The organism is Aestuariivita sp. (assembly GCF_021404545.1).
Lineage (GTDB): Bacteria > Pseudomonadota > Alphaproteobacteria > Rhodobacterales > Rhodobacteraceae > Aestuariivita.
In genome coordinates, this window is the sequence record NZ_JAAWWD010000003.1 from 1 (window position 1) to 19,574 (window position 19,574).

The 19,574-nt window shown below is 61.8% G+C and carries 21 protein-coding genes; 10 read left to right on the forward strand and 11 right to left on the reverse strand.

Going from position 1 to position 19,574, the window contains the following annotated elements; translation table 11 throughout:
- Positions 1-499: 499 nt before the first annotated feature.
- The 9 genes from HEP69_RS02385 to coxB all read right to left on the reverse strand — a co-directional run bounded on the left by HEP69_RS02385 (position 500) and on the right by coxB (position 7,962).
- Complete coding sequence (locus tag HEP69_RS02385) at positions 500-1,084, reverse strand: GNAT family protein (RefSeq protein ID WP_290556921.1); 585 nt, start codon at positions 1,082-1,084, stop codon at positions 500-502.
- 13 nt (positions 1,085-1,097) lie between these two features.
- Positions 1,098-2,360 (reverse strand): pitrilysin family protein, encoded by a 1,263-nt coding sequence (locus HEP69_RS02390; RefSeq protein ID WP_290556922.1) that lies wholly within the window; start codon positions 2,358-2,360, stop codon positions 1,098-1,100.
- A complete protein-coding gene (gene thrC / locus HEP69_RS02395) occupies positions 2,357-3,745 on the reverse strand; it encodes a threonine synthase (protein ID WP_290556923.1) in 1,389 nt (462 codons plus the stop codon). Before thrC ends, HEP69_RS02390 begins: the two co-directional genes overlap by 4 nt.
- Positions 3,746-3,751: 6 nt before the next feature.
- Positions 3,752-4,423, reverse strand: coding sequence for an SURF1 family protein (locus HEP69_RS02400; protein ID WP_290556924.1), 672 nt, complete (start codon positions 4,421-4,423; stop codon positions 3,752-3,754).
- An 82-nt stretch (positions 4,424-4,505) separates the two neighbouring features.
- Positions 4,506-5,327, reverse strand: a complete 822-nt coding sequence (locus HEP69_RS02405; RefSeq protein ID WP_290556925.1) for a cytochrome c oxidase subunit 3 — start codon at positions 5,325-5,327, stop codon at positions 4,506-4,508.
- Between the two features lie 25 nt (positions 5,328-5,352).
- The gene (locus tag HEP69_RS02410; protein WP_290556926.1) at positions 5,353-5,940 is read right to left on the reverse strand and encodes a cytochrome c oxidase assembly protein; all 588 of its coding nucleotides are present in this window, start codon (positions 5,938-5,940) and stop codon (positions 5,353-5,355) included.
- The gene (locus HEP69_RS02415; protein WP_290556927.1) at positions 5,937-6,101 is read right to left on the reverse strand and encodes a hypothetical protein; all 165 of its coding nucleotides are present in this window, start codon (positions 6,099-6,101) and stop codon (positions 5,937-5,939) included. The genes HEP69_RS02410 and HEP69_RS02415 overlap by 4 nt, the downstream gene beginning before the upstream one ends.
- The gene (gene cyoE, locus HEP69_RS02420) at positions 6,101-7,039 is read right to left on the reverse strand and encodes a heme o synthase (protein WP_290556928.1); all 939 of its coding nucleotides are present in this window, start codon (positions 7,037-7,039) and stop codon (positions 6,101-6,103) included. The genes HEP69_RS02415 and cyoE overlap by 1 nt, the downstream gene beginning before the upstream one ends.
- An 86-nt stretch (positions 7,040-7,125) precedes the next feature.
- On the reverse strand, positions 7,126-7,962 hold the full coding sequence (gene coxB, locus HEP69_RS02425; RefSeq protein WP_290556929.1) for a cytochrome c oxidase subunit II: 837 nt from the start codon (positions 7,960-7,962) through the stop codon (positions 7,126-7,128).
- Between the two features lie 179 nt (positions 7,963-8,141).
- Between coxB and tldD the strand changes: the two genes are divergently transcribed.
- Positions 8,142-9,563 (forward strand): metalloprotease TldD, encoded by a 1,422-nt coding sequence (gene tldD, locus HEP69_RS02430; protein WP_290556930.1) that lies wholly within the window; start codon positions 8,142-8,144, stop codon positions 9,561-9,563.
- A gap of 169 nt (positions 9,564-9,732) precedes the next feature.
- Positions 9,733-10,875 carry a DNA-processing protein DprA gene (gene dprA / locus HEP69_RS02435; protein WP_290556931.1) on the forward strand — a complete coding sequence of 381 codons (1,143 nt, stop codon included), beginning with the start codon at positions 9,733-9,735 and terminating at the stop codon, positions 10,873-10,875.
- 6 nt (positions 10,876-10,881) lie between these two features.
- Here the strand turns inward: dprA and HEP69_RS02440 are convergent, their stop codons facing one another.
- Positions 10,882-11,313, reverse strand: a complete 432-nt coding sequence (locus HEP69_RS02440) for a hypothetical protein (RefSeq protein WP_290556932.1) — start codon at positions 11,311-11,313, stop codon at positions 10,882-10,884.
- Between the two features lie 126 nt (positions 11,314-11,439).
- Between HEP69_RS02440 and topA the strand changes: the two genes are divergently transcribed.
- The 5 genes from topA to HEP69_RS02465 all read left to right on the forward strand — a co-directional run bounded on the left by topA (position 11,440) and on the right by HEP69_RS02465 (position 16,845).
- Positions 11,440-13,992 (forward strand): type I DNA topoisomerase, encoded by a 2,553-nt coding sequence (gene topA, locus HEP69_RS02445; protein ID WP_290556933.1) that lies wholly within the window; start codon positions 11,440-11,442, stop codon positions 13,990-13,992.
- Between the two features lie 175 nt (positions 13,993-14,167).
- Positions 14,168-14,863 (forward strand): CoA transferase subunit A, encoded by a 696-nt coding sequence (locus HEP69_RS02450; protein ID WP_290556934.1) that lies wholly within the window; start codon positions 14,168-14,170, stop codon positions 14,861-14,863.
- Between the two features lie 10 nt (positions 14,864-14,873).
- Positions 14,874-15,902, forward strand: coding sequence for a PAS domain-containing protein (locus tag HEP69_RS02455; RefSeq protein ID WP_290556935.1), 1,029 nt, complete (start codon positions 14,874-14,876; stop codon positions 15,900-15,902).
- 14 nt (positions 15,903-15,916) lie between these two features.
- On the forward strand, positions 15,917-16,546 hold the full coding sequence (locus tag HEP69_RS02460; protein ID WP_290556936.1) for a 3-oxoacid CoA-transferase subunit B: 630 nt from the start codon (positions 15,917-15,919) through the stop codon (positions 16,544-16,546).
- 5 nt (positions 16,547-16,551) lie between these two features.
- Positions 16,552-16,845, forward strand: coding sequence for a GNAT family N-acetyltransferase (locus HEP69_RS02465; protein WP_290556937.1), 294 nt, complete (start codon positions 16,552-16,554; stop codon positions 16,843-16,845).
- A 29-nt stretch (positions 16,846-16,874) separates the two neighbouring features.
- Here the strand turns inward: HEP69_RS02465 and HEP69_RS02470 are convergent, their stop codons facing one another.
- A complete protein-coding gene (locus HEP69_RS02470; RefSeq protein ID WP_290556938.1) occupies positions 16,875-17,720 on the reverse strand; it encodes a lytic transglycosylase domain-containing protein in 846 nt (281 codons plus the stop codon).
- A 304-nt stretch (positions 17,721-18,024) separates the two neighbouring features.
- Between HEP69_RS02470 and HEP69_RS02475 the strand changes: the two genes are divergently transcribed.
- From HEP69_RS02475 to cpaB, 3 genes are all read left to right on the forward strand, one after another.
- Entirely contained in the window at positions 18,025-18,213 is a 189-nt protein-coding gene (locus HEP69_RS02475; RefSeq protein ID WP_290556939.1) for a hypothetical protein, read from the forward strand.
- 98 nt (positions 18,214-18,311) lie between these two features.
- A complete protein-coding gene (locus tag HEP69_RS02480; protein ID WP_290556940.1) occupies positions 18,312-18,500 on the forward strand; it encodes a hypothetical protein in 189 nt (62 codons plus the stop codon).
- Positions 18,501-18,646: 146 nt separating this feature from the next.
- Entirely contained in the window at positions 18,647-19,498 is an 852-nt protein-coding gene (cpaB, locus tag HEP69_RS02485) for a Flp pilus assembly protein CpaB (RefSeq protein WP_290556941.1), read from the forward strand.
- The last annotated feature ends 76 nt before the right edge of the window (positions 19,499-19,574 follow it).

The window sequence follows — 19,574 nt, forward strand, 5'->3', positions numbered from 1 at the left end:
TGCCGGCGGTGGCCCCAGAAAACCCCGGGCGGTTGACAGGTTGTCCGCGCCCGGCGGAGGTCCCGGCGCTGGGGGCCGCGCATGGCCCTTGGGCCGAACCTGACGCGCCCATCTAGCCCCTGTGGCGGGCGAAACCTTCAGGCGCAATGCCGCCGCACGCCCGTTTAACCCTTCTTCAATGTACGTCTGAAACCGCGCCCGGAGCGCTCATGGCAACGGGGCTGACATGATCCATCCTCCCTGTAAAGATGGCTCACATCTCAACCCTCATGGGACCCCCCCGATTCAGGTTCAGGCCGAAACGCTTCAGCAGACAGGATTGGGGGCCAGCCCCCAAACCCCCGGGAATATTTGAAGCCAGAAGAAGCACAGGCTGATCCCGGTCCACAAGTGCAACACATGGGCATCTCGGGGAGCTGACCCCCTGTTTCTTCTCTTTCCAAATACGGAAATGACCGCCCTGCCAAAGAGCGCGCCTTCGAAGATCTTGTGACCGGCGTTAACCCACGCCCGTCTTTCCACGCCGGTCCGAGCGCAGCGCGGCGTAGAGCACATGCGTCCGCCAGCGTCCGGCAATCTGCAAATAGGATTGTGCCACACCCTCATATTTAAACCCCGACGCCTCCAGAAGCCCGCGTGAGGCTTTGTTTTCGGGAAGGCACGCCGCCTCGATCCGGCTCAGATCCAGGCGGCTGAAGGCGTAGTAGACCACCGCCTCGATCGCCTCGCGCATGAACCCCTGGCGGGTGTGTGCATGACCTGTCCAATAGCCCAGCGTACCTGCCTGCGCGGGACCGCGGCGGATATTGTCGAGCGTGATTGCACCCATCAGCACCTCATCCGACCGACGGATCAGAAAGAGCGGCATCGCGGTACCATTGCTGATCGACCGCGTCGCCCAATAAACCCGATTGGTGAAGGATTTCCGCGTCAGATGATCCTCGGCCCATTCCGGCTCCCAGGGAACCAGAAACTCCTGACTGTCCCGCCGCAATGCCGTCCATGCACGGAAATCCGAATGCGTGGGCGGACGCAAGGTCAGCCGTTCCGTCTCGATCTTGAGCTTGCGTTTGGACAAAAGCATGGGGCGTCGCGCGTCAGGCCGCACGCCTCTGGCAAAGCGCGTCCAGCGATGGCGCATCTGCGACTGGGCCATAGAGCGCCAACGCCGCAGCCGCGTCCGTCGCCATGCGCGCCGCAAAGTCGCGCACATCGCCGGTGGTGACCGCGTCGATCCGCGCTATCGTATCGTCCAGACTGGGGACCTCGCCCCAGATCTGCACCAGCCGCGCCAGACGCTCAGCCCGGTTGGACGGGCTTTCCAGGCCCATCAGCATGCCGGCCTTCATCTGGGCGCGCGCGCGCGCGACCTCTTCGGGGCTCATCGTATCGGCGGCACGTTTCATCTCGTCGATGGTGATATGCGCCAGTTCGGCGATCTGATCGCCAGAAGTGCCCGCATAGATCGTCGTGGTACCGGTATCGGCATAAGCGCCGGTCTGGGCAAAGATGGTGTAACACAGACCCCGCCGTTCGCGGATCTCCTGAAACAGGCGCGAGGACATGCCGCCGCCCAATGCGCTGGAATAGATCTGCGCGGTGTAGATCGCGTCATCCCGATAGCCCGGGCTTTCAAAGGCCAATGCGAAATGGGCCTGTTCGAGGTCCTTGGTATGGCGCGCCTCTCCCCCGACAAAGCTTGCGGGCTGCGCCTCGAGCCCCTTACGCGCGTCCAGCCCTCCGAAATAGCGTGTCGCCAGCGCAACGACCGCGTCGTGATCCACGGCCCCGGCGGCCGACAGGATCATCTGCCCCGGCCCGTAATGCTCGCCCACGAATCCCGCCAGATCGTCGCGTGAGAAGCCGCGCACCCGGTCGGTCGGGCCAAGGATGGTCCGTCCCAACGGCTGGTCGCGATAGCTTTCTTCCTGAAGCCAGTCAAAGATCACGTCGTCGGGCGTGTCATAGGCCTGGCCGATCTCTTGCAGGATGACCCCACGCTCGATCTCGATCTCGGCTGGGTCGAACACCGGGTTCAGCACGATGTCCGAGATCACATCCAGCGCCAGCGCCACATCATTTTCCAGAACCCGAACGTAATAGGCCGTGACCTCGCGGCTGGTATAGGCGTTGATATAGCCGCCCACATCCTCGATCGCCTCGGCGATCTGCAAGGCGCTGCGCCGGGTCGTGCCCTTGAACGCCATATGTTCCAGAAAATGCGCGATGCCATTCTGTTCGATCCGTTCGTGGCGCCCGCCTGCTGTGACCCAGACACCGATGGCCGCGGATTTCATGCTGGGCATATGTTCCGTCACAATGCGGAACCCGTTGGGAAGAGTATGTTGTTGGACGGTCACTTGAGGCGATGTTCCCTGATATGGGTTTCGAGGGCGCCCAGATCATTTGCGATCCGGGTCACGCGTTCGGGTCTGTCATACAGATCCGCCATGCGCGGGGGAAGGGGCGGATGCACGCCACTGGCCTCTTCCACGGCGGCGGGGAATTTCGCCGGATGCGCGGTGGCCAGCGTGATCATCGGGATGTCGGGGTTGCGCAGCGCCTCGCCCACCCTCACGCCGATGGCGGAATGCGGGCACAGAAGCTCTCCGGTGGCAGTCAACCAGTGGCCGATGGCGGTCTTGGTCTCGTCCTCCGACACCCGGCCCGAGGCGTAGATGTCCTGCAAGACCTGCATGGCGCCCTGGCTCACCTCGAACCCGCCCGATTTCAGTTCTTCCATCAGTTGCGCCACGGCCCCGCCGTCGCGACCGTAGGCGTCAAACAGAGCGCGCTCGAAATTCGAGCTGACCTGGATATCCATCGACGGGCTGATAGAGGGGATCGTCTCGCCCTTGTGATATCCGTGCCCCGACAGGCAGCGATGCAGGATGTCGTTTTGGTTGGTGGCCACCACCAGCCGGTCGATCGGCAAGCCCATGCGGCGCGCAATATAACCCGCGAAGATGTCGCCGAAATTGCCCGTGGGCACGGCAAAACTGACCTTGCGGTGCGGCGCGCCCAAGGCGACAGCGGAAGAGAAATAGTAGACCACCTGTGCCAACACCCGCGCCCAGTTGATCGAGTTCACGCCAGCAAGCCCGACCGCGTCGCGAAAGGCGAAATCGTTGAACATATCCTTGAGCCGGGCCTGGCAATCGTCGAAATCTCCATCCACAGCCAAGGCGTGCACATTGTCCTCGGACGGCGTGGTCATCTGGCGCCGCTGCACCTCGCTGACCCGGCCATGGGGGTACAAGATGAAAACATCGACAGCCTCAATCCCGCGAAACGCCTCGATCGCGGCCGAGCCGGTGTCGCCAGAGGTGGCACCGACAATGGTCACCCGCTGGCCGCGCCGCGTCAGCTCATCCCCGAAGAGCTGGCCGATAAGCTGCATCGCGAAATCCTTGAACGCGAGCGTGGGCCCGTGAAAGAGCTCCAGCAGGAAGTGGTTTTCATTGAGCTGCTTGAGCGGTGCCCGGGCGGCATGGCCAAACCCGGCATAGGCGCGTTCGACGGCACCACGAAAGGCGTCATCGGTGAAACTGTCGCCGATAAACGGCCGCATGACGCGGTAGGCGACCTCTTCATATGGCTGACCTGCAAGGGCGGCGATCTCGGCATGGCTCATCTGCGGGATGGTTGCGGGCACATAAAGGCCGCCGTCACGCGCCAGACCGGTCAGCATCGCCTCGGCGAATGTCAGTTTGGGGGCGGTTCCCCGGGTCGAGATGTATTCCATGATCCGTCAGCTTTGTCGTTGGGCGCGCGAGCGCCGCAGGAAATAGACCGTCATCGCCGACCAGATCGCGGCCAGCGAAAACCAGGTGATCGCGTATTGCAAGTGATCGTTGGGAATGCCAGCCGTGTCCACGGGCAGCGGCGTCACGGCGGGGTCTGTTTCCGACCTGGCGATCACAAGAACCGGCTCGGTGTCCAGCGCAACTGCCATCGCGGGCACATCGCGGGCAAACCAGGTGTTGGTTGCAAGCTCCGGCGCGGGTGTCCAACTGTCTGTTTCCCGCGGCCAGTGAAGATTGCCGACGATCGACGCGGGTTCAGCGCTGCGCGCTGTCTCCTTGGCGTCGCTGGGTACGAAACCGCGATCAATCAGGATGCGCCGCCCTTCGGCCGTCTCGAACGGAGCGATGATGCGATATCCCGGCCCCACCCGCTTGATCGAGACCAACACATGCAACTCGCCAGGCAGGAAACTGCCCGTGACCTCGACCGGCATATAGCGGTCGACCTCGGCGCGGGGGCTGGCAGGCAAGGGCAGTGGAGCGTCGACGAGGCGCGCCTCGATCTGGGCCAGCACCCCTTCCTTCCAGGCAAGACGCTGAACCTGCCACACGCCCAGAGAGATCAGAATCCCCGCGCCTGTCAGGCCAAACAGTACAAGAAACATGAGACGGCGCATTGCAGCCGATCACCCCCTTGGATGGGAAAAGCGCGCGGAGGCCGCGCGCTTTCTTTCAGACCTCGGATCATCCGGTTGGGCGCTAATGCGTCCCCGGCATTTGTGCGACACCCCAGATGTAGACGGCGAAGAACAAGAACAGCCAGACCACATCGACAAAGTGCCAGTACCAGGCAGCCGCCTCAAAGCCCACATGCTTTTCGGGGGTAAAGTGCCCCTTGACCGCCCTGAGCCAGCATACCGCCAGGAAGATCGTTCCGATGATCACATGTAACCCGTGAAAGCCGGTGGCCATGAAGAAATTGGAGTAGAACTTGTCGGCCCCAAACTCCCAGCCCTTGTACAGCAGATAGGAATACTCGTAAGCCTGCAGGCCGGTGAATACGATGCCAAGAACAACCGCGATGGCCAGACCGTTCACCAAGGCCTTGCGGTCGTTTTCATGCACCAGCGCGTGGTGCGCCCAGGTCACCGCACAGCCCGAGAGCAGCAGCACAAGCGTGTTGATCAACGGCAGGTGGAACGCGTCCACATGATAGATCTCGGGCTGCACATATTCGGTGCCGACATACTCGCTCATCGGATAGATGGCGTGTTTGAAGAACGACCAGAACCAGGCGGCAAAGAACATCACCTCGGACATGATGAACAGGATAAAGCCGTAACGCAGGCCGATCCGCACCACCGGCGTGTGGTCGCCCTGACGGCTTTCCACAACAACCTCGGACCACCAGCCGAACATGGTGTAGAGCACGGCGACAAAACCGATCCAGAACATGAACGGTGTCACCCCGTGCATCCACAGCACTGCGCCAAAGAGCATGACGAAGGCCGCGATCGATCCGAGCAGCGGCCAGATCGAGGGGTTCAGAATGTGGTAATCGTGGTTTTTTGCATGCGCCATGTGAATTGTCCCTCAGCTGCGTGCGTCAGTTTGTTGTTGTATCGGGGGCCGCCTCAAGGGCCGCATAGCTCTCGGGCAGGTCGATCTCGTAGAATGTGTAAGACAGCGTGATCGTATGCACGAATTTGCCGTCGCGATCCGTGACGATCTCGGGATCCACGAAGAAGGTGACAGGCATCTCGACCCGCTCACCGGGTTCCAGTACCTGCTCCTCAAAGCAGAAACACTGGATTTTGTAGAAAAACCCGCCCGCCTCATACGGTGTCACATTATAGCTGGCCGAACCCGCCACCGGCCGGTCGGTCGGGTTGTAGGCCTCATAGAATGCAAGGCCCGTTTCGCCGATGCGCAGTTCCATCTCCCGCTCGACCGGACGGAACTGCCATGGCATGTCCCGCTCAAGCGAGGCGTCAAAGCGCACGGTGATGGTCTTGTCCAGGATGTCCTCGGGGCCCGTTTCGGCTACATCGGTGGCCCCGCCAAATCCGGTCACGCGGCAAAACCAGTCGTAAAACGGAACCGACGCCCATGCCAGCGCCCCCATCACAAAGACAACACCGACGGCCTGAACCACGGTCTTTTTCTTGGCTTCCATCCCGTTCAGCATCTTCATCTATTGATGATCTCCCCTTGCGCATTGGCCACCGGACCGCTCGTAACCTTGACAATGGTCAGTCCAAAGATAATCGCAATCAGCGCAGCCAGCACCAGACCGACGCCAAGATTCCTGCCAAAACGGCGTTTGTGCAGTTCATGTTCAACGCGGATTGCCATCACCAGCCTCCCAGACCGAACGGCGCCAAAGTGGCCTCAGCCAGGATAGCGCCGAAATGCAGGAAGAGATAGAGCAGCGACAGCCGGAAGAAGCGTTTTTCAACCGCGAAATTGTCGGCTTCGCTCATCGCTTCGTCGCGGCGCCAGATCTCCACGGCACCTTTGAGGAAGAGCGCGTTCAAAACCACCGCAACCGCCAGATAGATCGGCCCGCCAATCGCCGTAAACGCCGTGCCCACGGCGAGGATCGCCAACAGCACGGTATAGCCCAGGATGTTATTGCGTGTCGTGCGACGGCCATGTGTGACGGTCAGCATCGGCACGCCCGCATCATCGTAGTCCGAGCGCATGAAGAGAGCCAGCGCCCAGAAATGCGGCGGTGTCCAGATGAAGATCAGCGCGAACATCAGCCAGGGCTCAAAGCTCATCGTGCCGGTGGCGACAACCCAGCCGATCACCGGCGGAAACGCGCCCGCCGCGCCGCCGATCACGATGTTCTGCGGGGTCGAGCGTTTGAGCCACATCGAATAGATCACGGCATAGAAGAAGATGGTGAACGCCAACAGAAACGCCGCGAGCAGATTTGCCGCAAGCGCCAGCATCACCACCGAGAGGCCGGACAGGCCAAGCCCGATATGGAGCGCATCCTGCCCATCGACCTTGCCCGCCGGGATCGGGCGGCCCTTGGTCCGGCGCATGATCCGATCGATATCGGCATCCCACCACATGTTCAGCGCACCCGAGGCCCCTGCCCCAACCGCAATGAACAGGATCGATGCAAAGGCGATCATCGGATGCACACCGACGGGTGCCGCCAACAGACCGACCAGCGCGGTGAAGACCACCAGCGACATCACACGCGGCTTGAGCAGCGCAAAGAAGTCGCGAAACTCCGCTTCGCCCTGCTGGGTCTGTCCGTTCAAGCTTGCGTCGGTCATCTCAGGCTCCGGATCGGGCGCGGGACGTCCACGCCTTTAGACAGAAATTCCGGCGCGGGGGGATCTTCCCGACGCCGGATCAATACTCAGTTCGATGCCACGCGGTACTCAAGCGGCTTGCCCGCGTATTCCTCGATCGCGCCTTCGAGCCAGATCTCGTATTCCTCCTGGCTGACCACTTCGACGGTGATCGGCATATAGGCGTGGTCCTTGCCGCAAAGCTCAGAACACTGTCCAAAGAAAATGCCCTCCTCTTCGGCATTGAACCACAGCTCGGCCAGACGACCGGGCACCGCGTCCTGCTTGACGCCGAAGGAGGGGATCGTCCAGCTGTGGATCACGTCGGCACCGGTGACTTGCATCACGATGGTCTGCCCCACCGGAACCACCACGCGGGTATCGGTCGCCAGAAGGTATTCGTCTTCGTTATATCCGTAGTCAGCCAGATCCTCGCGCGCCAGCATGAAGCTGTCGAACCCGAATTCGTGATCGACATATTCATAGCCCCAATACCACTGGTATCCGGTCACCTTGATCGTCACGTCGGCTTCAGGAATCTCCTGTTGCTTGAACAGGACCGGCAAAGAGAACGCCCCGATAAAGACAAGGATGACGATGGGGATAACCGTCCAGGCAATCTCAACCGGTGTGTGGTGCGTAAAGCTTGCCGGTGTGGGGTTGGCGCGGCGGTTGAACCGTACGATGCACCAGATCATCAACGCGGTCACAAACACGCAGATCACTGTGATGATGATCAGCAGCATCCAGTCCAAGGATTGCAGGTCCCGCGCCAGTTCGGTTGCGGCAGGTTGAAACCCTGTCCCGCCGGGGATCGGCTTACCGATGAGGCCGGCATCCTGCGCCAGCGCAGGCACGGTGGAAAGGGCCGTCAGCAGCCCAGCAAGCGAAAAAGCGTTCTTCATAGTGTGTTCTGTCCTGACCGGTTGATCGCGTCCTGTGAGATCGGGAGGAGATTCGGGCGCACCCCTCACCATTTGTCCTTGGCGCGGTAGAAACCATATTCCATCTGACAGATAAAGAGCGCAACTTGCGTCAAACGGACGCTTTTTATTGATTCAGATCAAATGCGAGGCCTTGACCGATGTCCCATACCCCGTTCCTCCCGTTCCATGACGGGTTTTCTCGCGATGCTGCCCTGTCGATCCTGCGTGCCGCCACCGATGGCGCCGATGACGGCGAATTGTTTCTTGAGCGGCGGCGGTCCGAGGCGCTTGTCTTTGATGACGGGCGGCTGAAAACCGCAAGTTTTGACGCGTCCGAAGGGTTCGGTCTGCGCGCGGTACGCGGCGAGGTGTCGGGCTATGCCCATTCGACCGAGATCTCAGAAGCCGCCCTGCTCCGCGCGTCCGAGACCGCGCGTCTTGCGGTGGGCGATGGCGGCGGCACCTGGGCCGAGGCGCCGCAACCGACCAACCGGCGGCTCTATACCGACGCGGACCCGATTTCAGGCGTGGAGTTCCCGGTCAAGATCGAGACGCTGCGCGAAATCGACAGCTTTGCCCGTGCGCTGGATCCCAGGGTGGTCCAGGTCTCGGCCGCGCTGGCAGCCTCGCTTCAGGAGGTCGAGATCCTGCGCCCTGACGGTGTGTCGGTCTCCGATGTCCGCCCGATGACCCGGGTGAACGTGTCGGTGATCGTCGAAGAGAACGGGCGCCGCGAATCCGGCAGCGCGGGCGGCGGCGGACGCGTCGGTCTGGACGGGCTGATCGCGCCGTCGGAGTGGCAGGCCAAGGCACGCGAGGCGCTGCGCGTGGCCATCGTCAACCTCAAGGCCGAGGCCGCGCCTGCAGGCGTGATGGATGTGGTGCTGGGCCCCGGCTGGCCGGGCATCTTGCTGCATGAAGCGGTAGGCCACGGCCTGGAAGGGGATTTCAACCGCAAGGGCTCTTCGGCCTTTGCCGGGCTGATGGGCCAGCAGGTGGCAGCTCCCGGCGTGACCGTTCTGGATGACGGCACGATCCCGGATCGGCGCGGCTCGATCAGCGTGGATGACGAAGGCACGCCGTCGGGCAAGAACATCTTGATCGAGGATGGCGTGCTGGTGGGGTTCATGCAGGATCGCCAGAACGCGCGGCTGATGGGGGTGCCCCCCACCGGCAACGGGCGGCGCCAGAGCTATGCGCATGCGCCGATGCCGCGCATGACCAACACCTATATGCTGGGCGGCGAGGCCGATCCCGGCGATCTGGTGGCCGATCTCAAGGACGGGATCTATGCCGTGGGATTCGGCGGAGGTCAGGTCGACATCACCAACGGCAAGTTCGTGTTTTCCTGCACCGAAGCCTACCGGGTCCAGAACGGCAAGGTGGGCGCACCCGTCAAAGGCGCCACGCTGATCGGCGACGGGGCCACGGCGCTGAAACAGATCCGCGGGCTGGGCAATGACATGGCGCTGGATCCGGGCATGGGCAATTGCGGCAAGCAGGGCCAGTGGGTGCCGGTCGGTGTAGGCCAGCCATCGGTTCTGATCGGCGGGCTGACGGTCGGCGGATCGGCCGCCTGACACCCAGAGCGGCGCGCGTTGAAACACAAGGCCCGCCGCCTGTAACCGATCCCAAGGAATACCCGCCCTTTGAAAAGCATTTTCGGAAAGACGTGGTTTTTTTGACGGGATTCATTCCCCGTTAACCACCCTTGCTTAGAAACGATTCTGCAAGAAGGCGGAGCGATGGATGACCGAGGAACACTATTCTTCCACTCACCCCCCACTCCCACCCACCACGGAAGAAGACCGGTTTTCATGGCTTCGCCTCTTGCGCTCTCGCCGGGTCGGTGTGGCCACGTTTCATCGGCTTATGGCGGAGTATGGCACGGCGCAAAACGCGCTTGCCGCGCTGCCTGAAGTGGCACGACAGGCCGGGTTGGATGCATATGAAATATGCCCAGCCGGCGTGATAGACGCCGAACTCAGGGCCGCAAAAGCCGCCAAAGCGCAGCTTTTGTTCCTGGGTTCGGCAGATTATCCAACGCATCTTCGCACACTCACGGATGCGCCCCCGTTGCTCTGGGCTTTGGGTGACGTCTCGCTCTTGCAGCGGGAGACGGTTTCGATCGTGGGGGCGCGCAATGCCTCGTCACTGGGAACGCGGATGGCGCGCGCCCTGGCCCACGATCTGGGCGCGCGCGGCTTCGTGGTGGCGTCCGGCCTGGCCCGCGGCGTCGATACAGCCGCGCATCTGGCGGCGTTGAAAACGGGCACCGTTGCGGTGATGGCCGGAGGCGTGGATGTGATTTATCCAGCCGAAAACACCGGTCTTGCCCGCGATCTCAGGCAAAAGGGCGTTCTGCTGTCGGAACAACCGATGGGATTGCAGCCGATGGCGCGGCATTTCCCGCGCCGCAACCGGATCATCTCGGGCTTGTCCCAAGGCGTCATCGTGGTCGAGGCGGCGATAAAATCCGGCAGCCTGATCACCGCGCGCGACGCACTGGATCAGGGCCGCGAGGTTATGGCCGTGCCAGGACACCCGTTCGACGCGCGCGCCTCGGGCTGCAACCAGCTGATCCGCGATGGCGCCCATCTGGTGCGCAGCGCCGACGACGTGACAGAGGCGCTGGCGGTTGATCCGGCCCGGGCCGAAGATCCGCCCTTGGCCCCGATCCCGCCCCCGCCTGTCGAAACACGGACACTGGCGCAGACCGCAGCCTTGCATCAGCAGATCCTCGACCGGCTTGGCCCTTCGCCCGTGGCCGAAGATCAGTTGATCCGCGACCTCCAAACCCCAGCCAGACAGGTCAATCCGGCGCTGACGGATCTCGAACTGGATGGAAAGATCCTGCGACGGCCAGGGGGGCTCTTGTCGCGGGTAGGCTGACCGGGTTCAACACACCTCCGGCGTGACCGCGCGGTACTCGGCACATAGCGGCGGATAGGACCACCAGACATCCGTCGCACCGATCACCCAATGCACCGCGACCCAGGTCTGGCCCGCACGTTTGTACAGCACCTGCATCGCGGCCCCATTGCCGTCGGCCCCGGCATGAAGCGCGCCACGCGCATAGCCGGGTGTCTGAACGAGGTTGATCTCGGCGCCGCCGGGTCTCTGAGGGCTGAGCGATGCGAACCCCACGTCGCCCGCCACGCGCAGGTCACGCACGACGAACTGAACCGGGGTGCCCAGCATCCATTCCGCATGGGGCCGGATCGCATCCATCAGCGCCGCGCGCAGGGCCGTGCCCCGCTCGGGCGTGCTGTAGCCCTGAGCCGAAACGGGCCCCGCCCAGACCACCCAGACAATCAAAATCCAACGCATGACACCTGTCCCCATAACCATACCCAAAGTGCCGCATCACGCGGCTCATTGACAATAGCCTCTTGCACCCCACATTTTGCGCCGTCATACACCGCGCCATTCGTTCAAGATGAGGTTGCCCCCTAAATGCCCGTAGTTGTTGTGGAATCTCCGGCCAAAGCCAAAACGATCAACAAGTATCTGGGCAAGGAATACACCGTCCTGGCCTCATACGGTCATGTCCGGGACCTGCCGCCCAAGGATGGATCCGTCGATCCCGACAGCCGTTTCGCGATGACCTGGGAGGTGGCATCCGACAGCAAAAAACACGTCAAAGCGATCGCCGACGCGCTGGCCGAGGATGGCGAGTTGATCCTGGCCACGGACCCCGACCGCGAAGGCGAAGCGATCAGTTGGCACCTGCAAGAAGCGCTGACCAAGCGCCGCTCGATCAAGAAGGACACCCCGGTCAGCCGCGTGACCTTCAATGCAATCACCAAGGCGGCGGTCGAAGAGGCGATGAAGAACCCCCGCCAGGTCGACATGCCGCTGGTGGAGGCCTATCTGGCGCGCCGCGCGCTGGATTATCTGGTGGGCTTCAACCTCTCTCCTGTGCTGTGGCGCAAGCTGCCGGGTGCGAAATCGGCGGGCCGTGTGCAATCGGTCTGCCTGCGCCTGATCGTCGAGCGCGAAATGGAGATTGAGGCGTTTCGCGCCCGTGAATACTGGTCGGTCAAGGCCATTCTGGCGACCCCACGTGGCCAGGAATACGAAGCGCGGCTGACGGTTCTGGCAGGCAAGAAGCTTGACCGGTACGACATCGAAAACGCGACCCAGGCCGAACTGGCTGTGCAGGCGATCACCTCCCGCGATCTGGCGGTGCAATCGGTGGAGGCCAAACCGGCGTCGCGCAACCCGTCCGCGCCCTTCATGACCTCCACCCTGCAACAGGAGGCCAGCCGCAAATTCGGCATGGGCGCGCGCCAGACGATGAGCACGGCGCAGCGCCTCTATGAGGCCGGGCACATCACCTATATGCGGACCGACGGCATCGATATGGCCCCCGAGGCCGTGACCGAAACGCGCGCCGCGATCAAGGATCGGTATGGCGCGGAGTATGTACCGTCCGGCCCGCGGATCTATAAGAACAAGGCCAAGAATGCGCAGGAGGCGCATGAATGCATCCGGCCCACGGTCATGAGCAAGGATGCCGCCAGCCTCAATCTGGAGGCCGATCAGCGCAAGCTCTACGATCTGATCTGGAAACGCACCATCGCGTGCCAGATGGAGGCCGCACGTCTGGAACGCACCACTGTCGATGTGGGCAGCCGGGACGGTCAGGTCGTGATGCGCGCCACCGGTCAGGTCCTTCTGTTTGACGGGTTTCTGCGAGTCTATGAAGAAGGCCGCGATGACAGCGTCGTGGATGACGACGACAAACGCCTGCCGCAGATCGCCAAGGGCGAGGCGGCCGAGAAACGCACCATCACGCCCGAGCAGCATTTCACCCAGCCCCCGCCCCGCTATACCGAGGCGACGCTGGTCAAACGGATGGAAGAGCTGGGCATCGGGCGCCCCTCCACCTATGCATCGATCGTGACCACGATCCAGGATCGCGGCTATGTGCGCAAGGACAAGAACCGGCTGTTCCCCGAGGATAAGGGCCGTCTGGTCACCGCGTTCCTGGAAAATTACTTTCGCAAATACGTAGGCTATGATTTCACCGCCTCGCTGGAGGAAGAGCTTGACGATGTCTCGGCCGGGAACCGGGACTATCAGACCGTGCTGGACCGGTTCTGGCGCGATTTTTCCGCCGCCATTGCCGAGACATCTGAACTGCGCATCACCGATGTGCTGGAAAAGATCAACGAGGTGCTGGAGCCGCATCTCTTCCCGCCCAATGAGGATGGCACCGATCCACGTCTGTGCCCCAATTGCGGTGCCGGTCGGCTGAGCATGCGCACCGCGCGGTCGGGCGGGGCGTTTATCGGATGCTCGAACTATCCCGAATGCCGCTATACCCGGGCCTTTGGCCCGCCCGGTGCCGAGGACGATGGCGCGATCCCTCCCGATGGCAAGCTTCTGGGCGAGGATCAGGGCGACGAGATCCGCGTCTTCAAAGGCCGGTTCGGTCCCTATGTTCAGCGCGGCGCGGCGACCGAAGAGACGCCCAAACCGCCGCGTCAGTCGATCCCCAAGGATTGGCCGCCCGAGGAGTTGGAGCTGGAGCGCGCGCTGATGCTCTTGTCGCTGCCGCGCAAGGTGGGCGACCACCCCGAGGATGGCATCGCGGTCTGGGCCAATATCGGGCGCTATGGTCCCTATCTGAAACACGCCGAAAGCACATCGGATCGCGGCGGCACCAATGCCAACCTCGAAAGCCTGGATGAGGTGTTCACCGTGGGTATGAACCGTGCGGTGCAGCTTTTGGCCGAAAAGGTGGCCAGCCGAGGCGGCCGAGGCAAGGCCGCAAAGCCCTTGCGCGAACTGGGCGAACATCCCACCGATGGCGGTCCGGTGAATGTCATGGATGGCAAATACGGTCCCTACATCAAATGGGAAAAGGTGAACGCGACGCTGCCCAAGGAAATCGACCCCAGTGCCGTGACCATGGATCAGGCCGTGCAGCTTATTGCCGAAAAGGCGCCCAAGAAGGGAACGCGCAAAAAAACCACCCGCAAGGCCAAGGCAAAAGGTTAATGTCGTCACAGCGCCAGACTGCGTAAAAGCACCGCATGTCTGGCGTTTGCACGGCGTCTGCGGATCGCCTATTCCTATTCACAATCTGCAATTGTACGCTCCGATCTGGACCGGGGCGATTTTTTGATTTATGCCACATTGCGCTCGGGTATATCGGGCAGCCAAGGGAGCACACATGAAGAAAGTTTTTGCGAATGCGTCCGACGCGTTGGACGGGCTGCTTTTTGACGGGATGACCATTGCGGCAGGCGGCTTTGGTCTGTGCGGCATTCCGGAATTGCTGTTGGATGCGATCAAGCAAAATGGCGCAAAGGATCTGACATTTGCATCCAACAATGCGGGCGTCGACGATTTCGGAATTGGCATTCTTTTGCAGACGCGCCAGGTCAAGAAAATGATCTCGTCCTATGTGGGCGAGAACGCGGAGTTCATGCGCCAGTATCTGTCCGGTGAACTGGAGCTGGAATTCAACCCACAAGGCACCTTGGCCGAGCGGATGCGCGCAGGGGGCTGCGGTATTCCGGGCTTTTATACCAAGACAGGCGTGGGCACCGTGATTGCCGAAGGCAAGGAGCACAAGGAGTTCGACGGCGAGACCTATATCATGGAACGCGGCATCTTTGCCGACCTCTCGATCGTCAAGGCCTGGAAGGCTGACACCACCGGCAACGCGATCTTCCGCAAGACCGCGCGCAACTTCAACCCGCCCGCCGCGATGTGCGGCAAGGTCTGCGTGATGGAGGTTGAAGAGATCGTGCGACCCGGTGAGTTGGATGCCGATGCCATCCACCTGCCCGGCATCTACGTTCATCGGCTGATCCAGGGCGAGCATGAAAAACGTATCGAACAAAGGACGGTAAGGGCCGCCTGAGGTGACTGACATGCCCGATAGTGTCGCACAGCTGTTGGATGAAGATCGCGCATTGGAAGGGTTTTCCCGTGCCGATGTTTCCATGATCTTGACCAACCCAAATCTTGAAGACAATCCCATCATCTATGTGAACGAAGCGTTTCAGCGCATGACCGGCTATGCCCGCAGCGCCACAATCGGGCGCAATTGCCGGTTCCTCCAGGGCAAGGACACGGACATAGCCGATGTGGATCGCCTGCGCGATGCGATCGGGCGCGAGACGGATGTGACCGTCGATATCCTGAATTACCGGGCCAATGGCGAGCCGTTTCTGAACCGGTTGATCGTGGCGCCGGTCAAGGATGCCAGAGGGCATTGCCAGTATTTCGTGGGTATTCAAAAGGAGATCCGCGAATCCGATATCGATGCCACGGCCGAAAGGATCGGCCGCCAGATGGTCGAGGTGCAAAACCGCGTCAAGGCAGATCTGTCGATGGTGATCGACATGATCCGACGTCAATCGCGCGAGACCACCGCGCCGGAGGACTTCATCGCCCTCTCCCGCCGGATCGAGACGCTGCAACTGCTCTATGAAGAGATGAAGCTGTCGGACTCGCGGTCAAATGCGGATACCGTTGAGCTGGGCAGCTTTCTGTCGCGGATCGCCTGCGCCATTGCCCATGTCGATGGGTCGCCCGGCATCCGCATGAGCCTTCAGATCGAGCCGCTCAGTGTGCCCGTCGAAGTGGCGACACGTGTCGGGCTCGTGATGTCCGAAGTCCTCAGCAATGCCTATCAACACGCGTTCATGCGGCTTGACACCGGCCTTGTCGAGGTGCGCATGTCGCGGTTGAGCGAGGGCGGTCTGCGTCTGATCGTGGCCGATGACGGTGTGGGCATCCCCAAGTCCGTTTCCTGGCCCAATGGCAATTCCGTCGGCGGCCGGGTCCTGACCGGGCTGATCGAAGGGCTCGAAGGCACATTGCAACTGGGTCGCGGAGCGGCCGGGTCGGTGGTGACAATCGACGTACCGGCCGGTGCGTCGGAGATGAACACATAAGGACAGGCACCAAAATGGCTTGGGATCGCAATCAAATGGCCGCACGCGCGGCACAGGAACTTCAGGACGGCTGGTATGTGAACCTCGGGATCGGGATTCCCACGCTGGTGTCGAATTATATCCCCGAAGGGATCGAGGTGACGCTGCAATCGGAAAACGGCATGCTGGGCATGGGCCCCTTCCCTATCGAGGGTGAGGAGGATCCCGACCTGATCAACGCGGGCAAGCAGACCATCACCGAGCTGGAGCATACCTCGTATTTTGACAGTGCCACCTCCTTTGGGATGATCCGCGGCGGCAAGATCGCCATGGCGATTCTGGGCGCGATGGAAGTGGCTGAGAACGGAGATCTCGCCAATTGGATGATCCCGGGCAAGCTGGTCAAGGGCATGGGCGGTGCGATGGATCTGGTGGCAGGTGTGGGCCGTGTGGTGGTGGTTATGGATCACACCAACAAACATGGCGACAGCAAGGTTCTTCCCGCCTGCACCCTGCCGCTGACGGGTCAGGGCGTGGTGGACCGCATCATCACCAATCTGGGCGTTCTGGATGTGGTCGAGGGCGGTTTGAAGATCGTCGAGACCGCCGAGGGCGTGACCGAGGATGAGCTGCGTGCCGCCACCCTCGCCACAATCGTAGACTGACGCCGGTGGCCGCCGCATTCGATATCCAGCGCAAAGAGGACGGCAAGAAGGGCCGGTTCTTTCTGACCCATGAGGGGCACGAGGCGGAACTGACCTTTTCCATCCTGTCCCCCGGCACCCGGATCGCCGATCACACCGGCGTGCCCGACGCGTTGCGCGGCACCGGCGCCGCCGCAGCACTGGTTGCTCATCTGGTCGCGGTGGCGCGGGCCGAAGGCTGGAAGATCGTGCCGCTCTGCCCGTTCGTGAACGCCCAGCGCGTCAAACACCCCGAATGGGCGGACGTCTTTAACGTCTAAGACCCATCCACGGCCTGGCGTCTTTGCCTCTAGTTCATTCCGGTAAAGACGCAGCCATCCGAAATCAGCTCGGGCGGGGTCAGGCAGAGCCCCTTGGCCACCTGAAAGGCGGCCAGCACCTTGGGGACATAGTCACGTGTCTCCGCAAAGGGGGGCACGCCTGCATGGCTGCGCACGGCCCCTTCACCGGCATTGTATCCGGCCAGCACCAAAATGGGATCGCGCGCAAATTCCTCCATCAGCCAGTCGAGATATCGCACCCCGCCCGCGATGTTTTCCGGCGCGCTGGTGCGATCATCCACACCGAAACGCGACGCGGTGTCGGGCATCAACTGCATCAACCCGGCCGCCCCGGCAGAGCTGACCGCATCCCGCTGGCCACCGGATTCGACCGAGATCACCGCCAGAACAAGGGCCGGTGACACTTGGGTGCCAATGGTACTTGTCAGAATATCCACACCATGCGCCCGCGCGATGTCCTGCAAATGCTGAAGCCGGGGGGCGCCCACAGGATCCGTCGCGCCCATCAGCGTTTGCATCGCCGCATCGAGCCGCCCAGGCCCGCTGCTTTCGATTGTCGGAGAGATACGGTCCCAAAACCACGCATAGCGCCCGAGAAGGGTGTTTGGCGCTGTCGGGCTCACTTCGGGGGCCACGCCAACTTCTGGTGCAGGGTCTGTTCCGGGTGGAGGGGGCGGGACGGCAGGATTGGCCCGCAGAGGGATCTGCACCGTGATGCGCTGTGTTGTGCCGGGAGCGGGTGGCTTGACCCGTTTGGCCTCGAACCCCCCTGTAGTGACCTCTGCGGCCCCGGGCTCTGCCGCGAAAACAGCGACCGCCAGGCACAAACCCGCAATGAAAACTGTGCGAAACATTGATTTGGACCTGCTGCTCGACCCGGCTTTTGTCAAGTGTCAACGAATCTCGCCCCCAGGGCCAGTGGATTTGCGCCGAGTTTCGCCAATAACAGCCCGAAAATCGCAACAATCCGCGTATATGCCCCCAACTTTCTAACGAAAAGTTAATCTGACGCGAAAAATTCTCACCCTGGCCACATTCACGCCCCAATCCGCGGGCTTAAGTGTCCTCATCGAAACGCACCGTGCCGGTTGTGAGAGAGCGGCACATTGAACTGGGCGGGTCGAGCAAACTTTAACCTACCTTCCTGGAGGGACGAAAATGCTGAACTTTCTGAAAAACTTCCGCAAAGACGAAGACGGTGCCGTAACTGTTGACTGGGTTGTGCTGACCGCCGCTGTTGTGGCTCTGGGCGGCGCGGCCTACACCGCCATCGAAGGCGGCGCAGAGGACCTGTCCGAAGCGATCGAAGACGAACTGGGTGGCGTGAGCGTCGACGCTGGCTTCTAAAGCCGACCGTTCATGTGACGGATACAAGGGGCCGCTTCTCAGTCGAGGAGCGGCCCTTTGTCACTCTCAGGCATCTGCTGACTTCGATGAGGTATCCCGTGCTTAACAAGATCAGATCATTGCTGCGATCGGAAGACGGTGCAGTTACCATCGATTGGGTTGTGCTGACGGCCCTGATTGTCGGGTTCGGCGGCGCCGTTATCGTGGCGGTTGAAGGCGGCAGCGGCAGTGTCGGAACGGGCACGGCAAACGCAATCACCAGCATAGATCCCGACGCAGGGTTCTAACGGGCGGTGATGGTGGGCGAATGAACATCAAGGCTCCGCAGCAACGAACCTATTTCGCCACATTCCCCATCTACAATCCTGCCCCAGAGACAGAAATGTACACCGATCCGTGACAAACGGGCGGGCACAGTTGGAAAGGCGACGCAATGCGACTTGTATTTGGATTGGTCTTGCTGGTTGGAATTGGGCTGGCAGGCGGCGCTGTGATGATGGCCAAGAACTACATCGACGCGTATCAGACGGAACTGGCCAAGGAACGCGCCTCGCGTCAGGCGGTCGTACCCACGGTCAAGGTCTTGGTGGCCGACGCGCCGCTGCGCTATGGCGAGATCCTGCGGCCTGACGCCGTGCGGGCGGTACGGTGGCCCGCCAATGCCGTCCCCGAAGGCTCGTTCACAAGCGTTGAGACGCTTTTTCCCGCGGATGACACGCGCCAGCGGTTCGTGTTGCGCGCAATGGAAAAGGACGAGGCGATCATGGCCGTCAAGGTGACCGAGCCAGGCGAAGATGCGGGCCTGATCTCCCGCCTGGAACGAGGCATGCGCGCTTTTGCGATCCGGGTCGATGTGGCCTCGGGCGTGTCAGGCTTCCTGCGGCCGGGTGACCGCGTCGACATCTATTGGACCGGGCGCATACCGGGCAATGACGATCGGGGCGACGTAACCAAGCTGATCGAATCCGGCATTACCCTGATCGCCATCGACCAGACGGCAGGGGGAGACCTGGATGGCGCGCTGATCGCCCGCACCGTGACCGTGGCGGTGCGCCCCGATCAGGTGGCCAAACTGGCCCAAGCCCAAAGCAGCGGTGGTTTGTCTCTGGCGCTTTTGGGGGCCGAGGATGACACCGTCAGCGCCTCGATCGAGGTTGATCAGCGGTCCCTGCTGGGACTTGCGGAACTCGAGGTTGAAGCAGAACCCGAGAGAGAGCGGGTGTGCACGATCAGAACCCGCCGCGGTGCTGAAGTGGTCGAAATCGCCATTCCTTGCACCAACTAGCCCATAAATCTCATAAAATCAGTTACTTAGAAAGCCAGGCTGTACACGCATCCTGGCTTTTCCACAGCCTGACCGG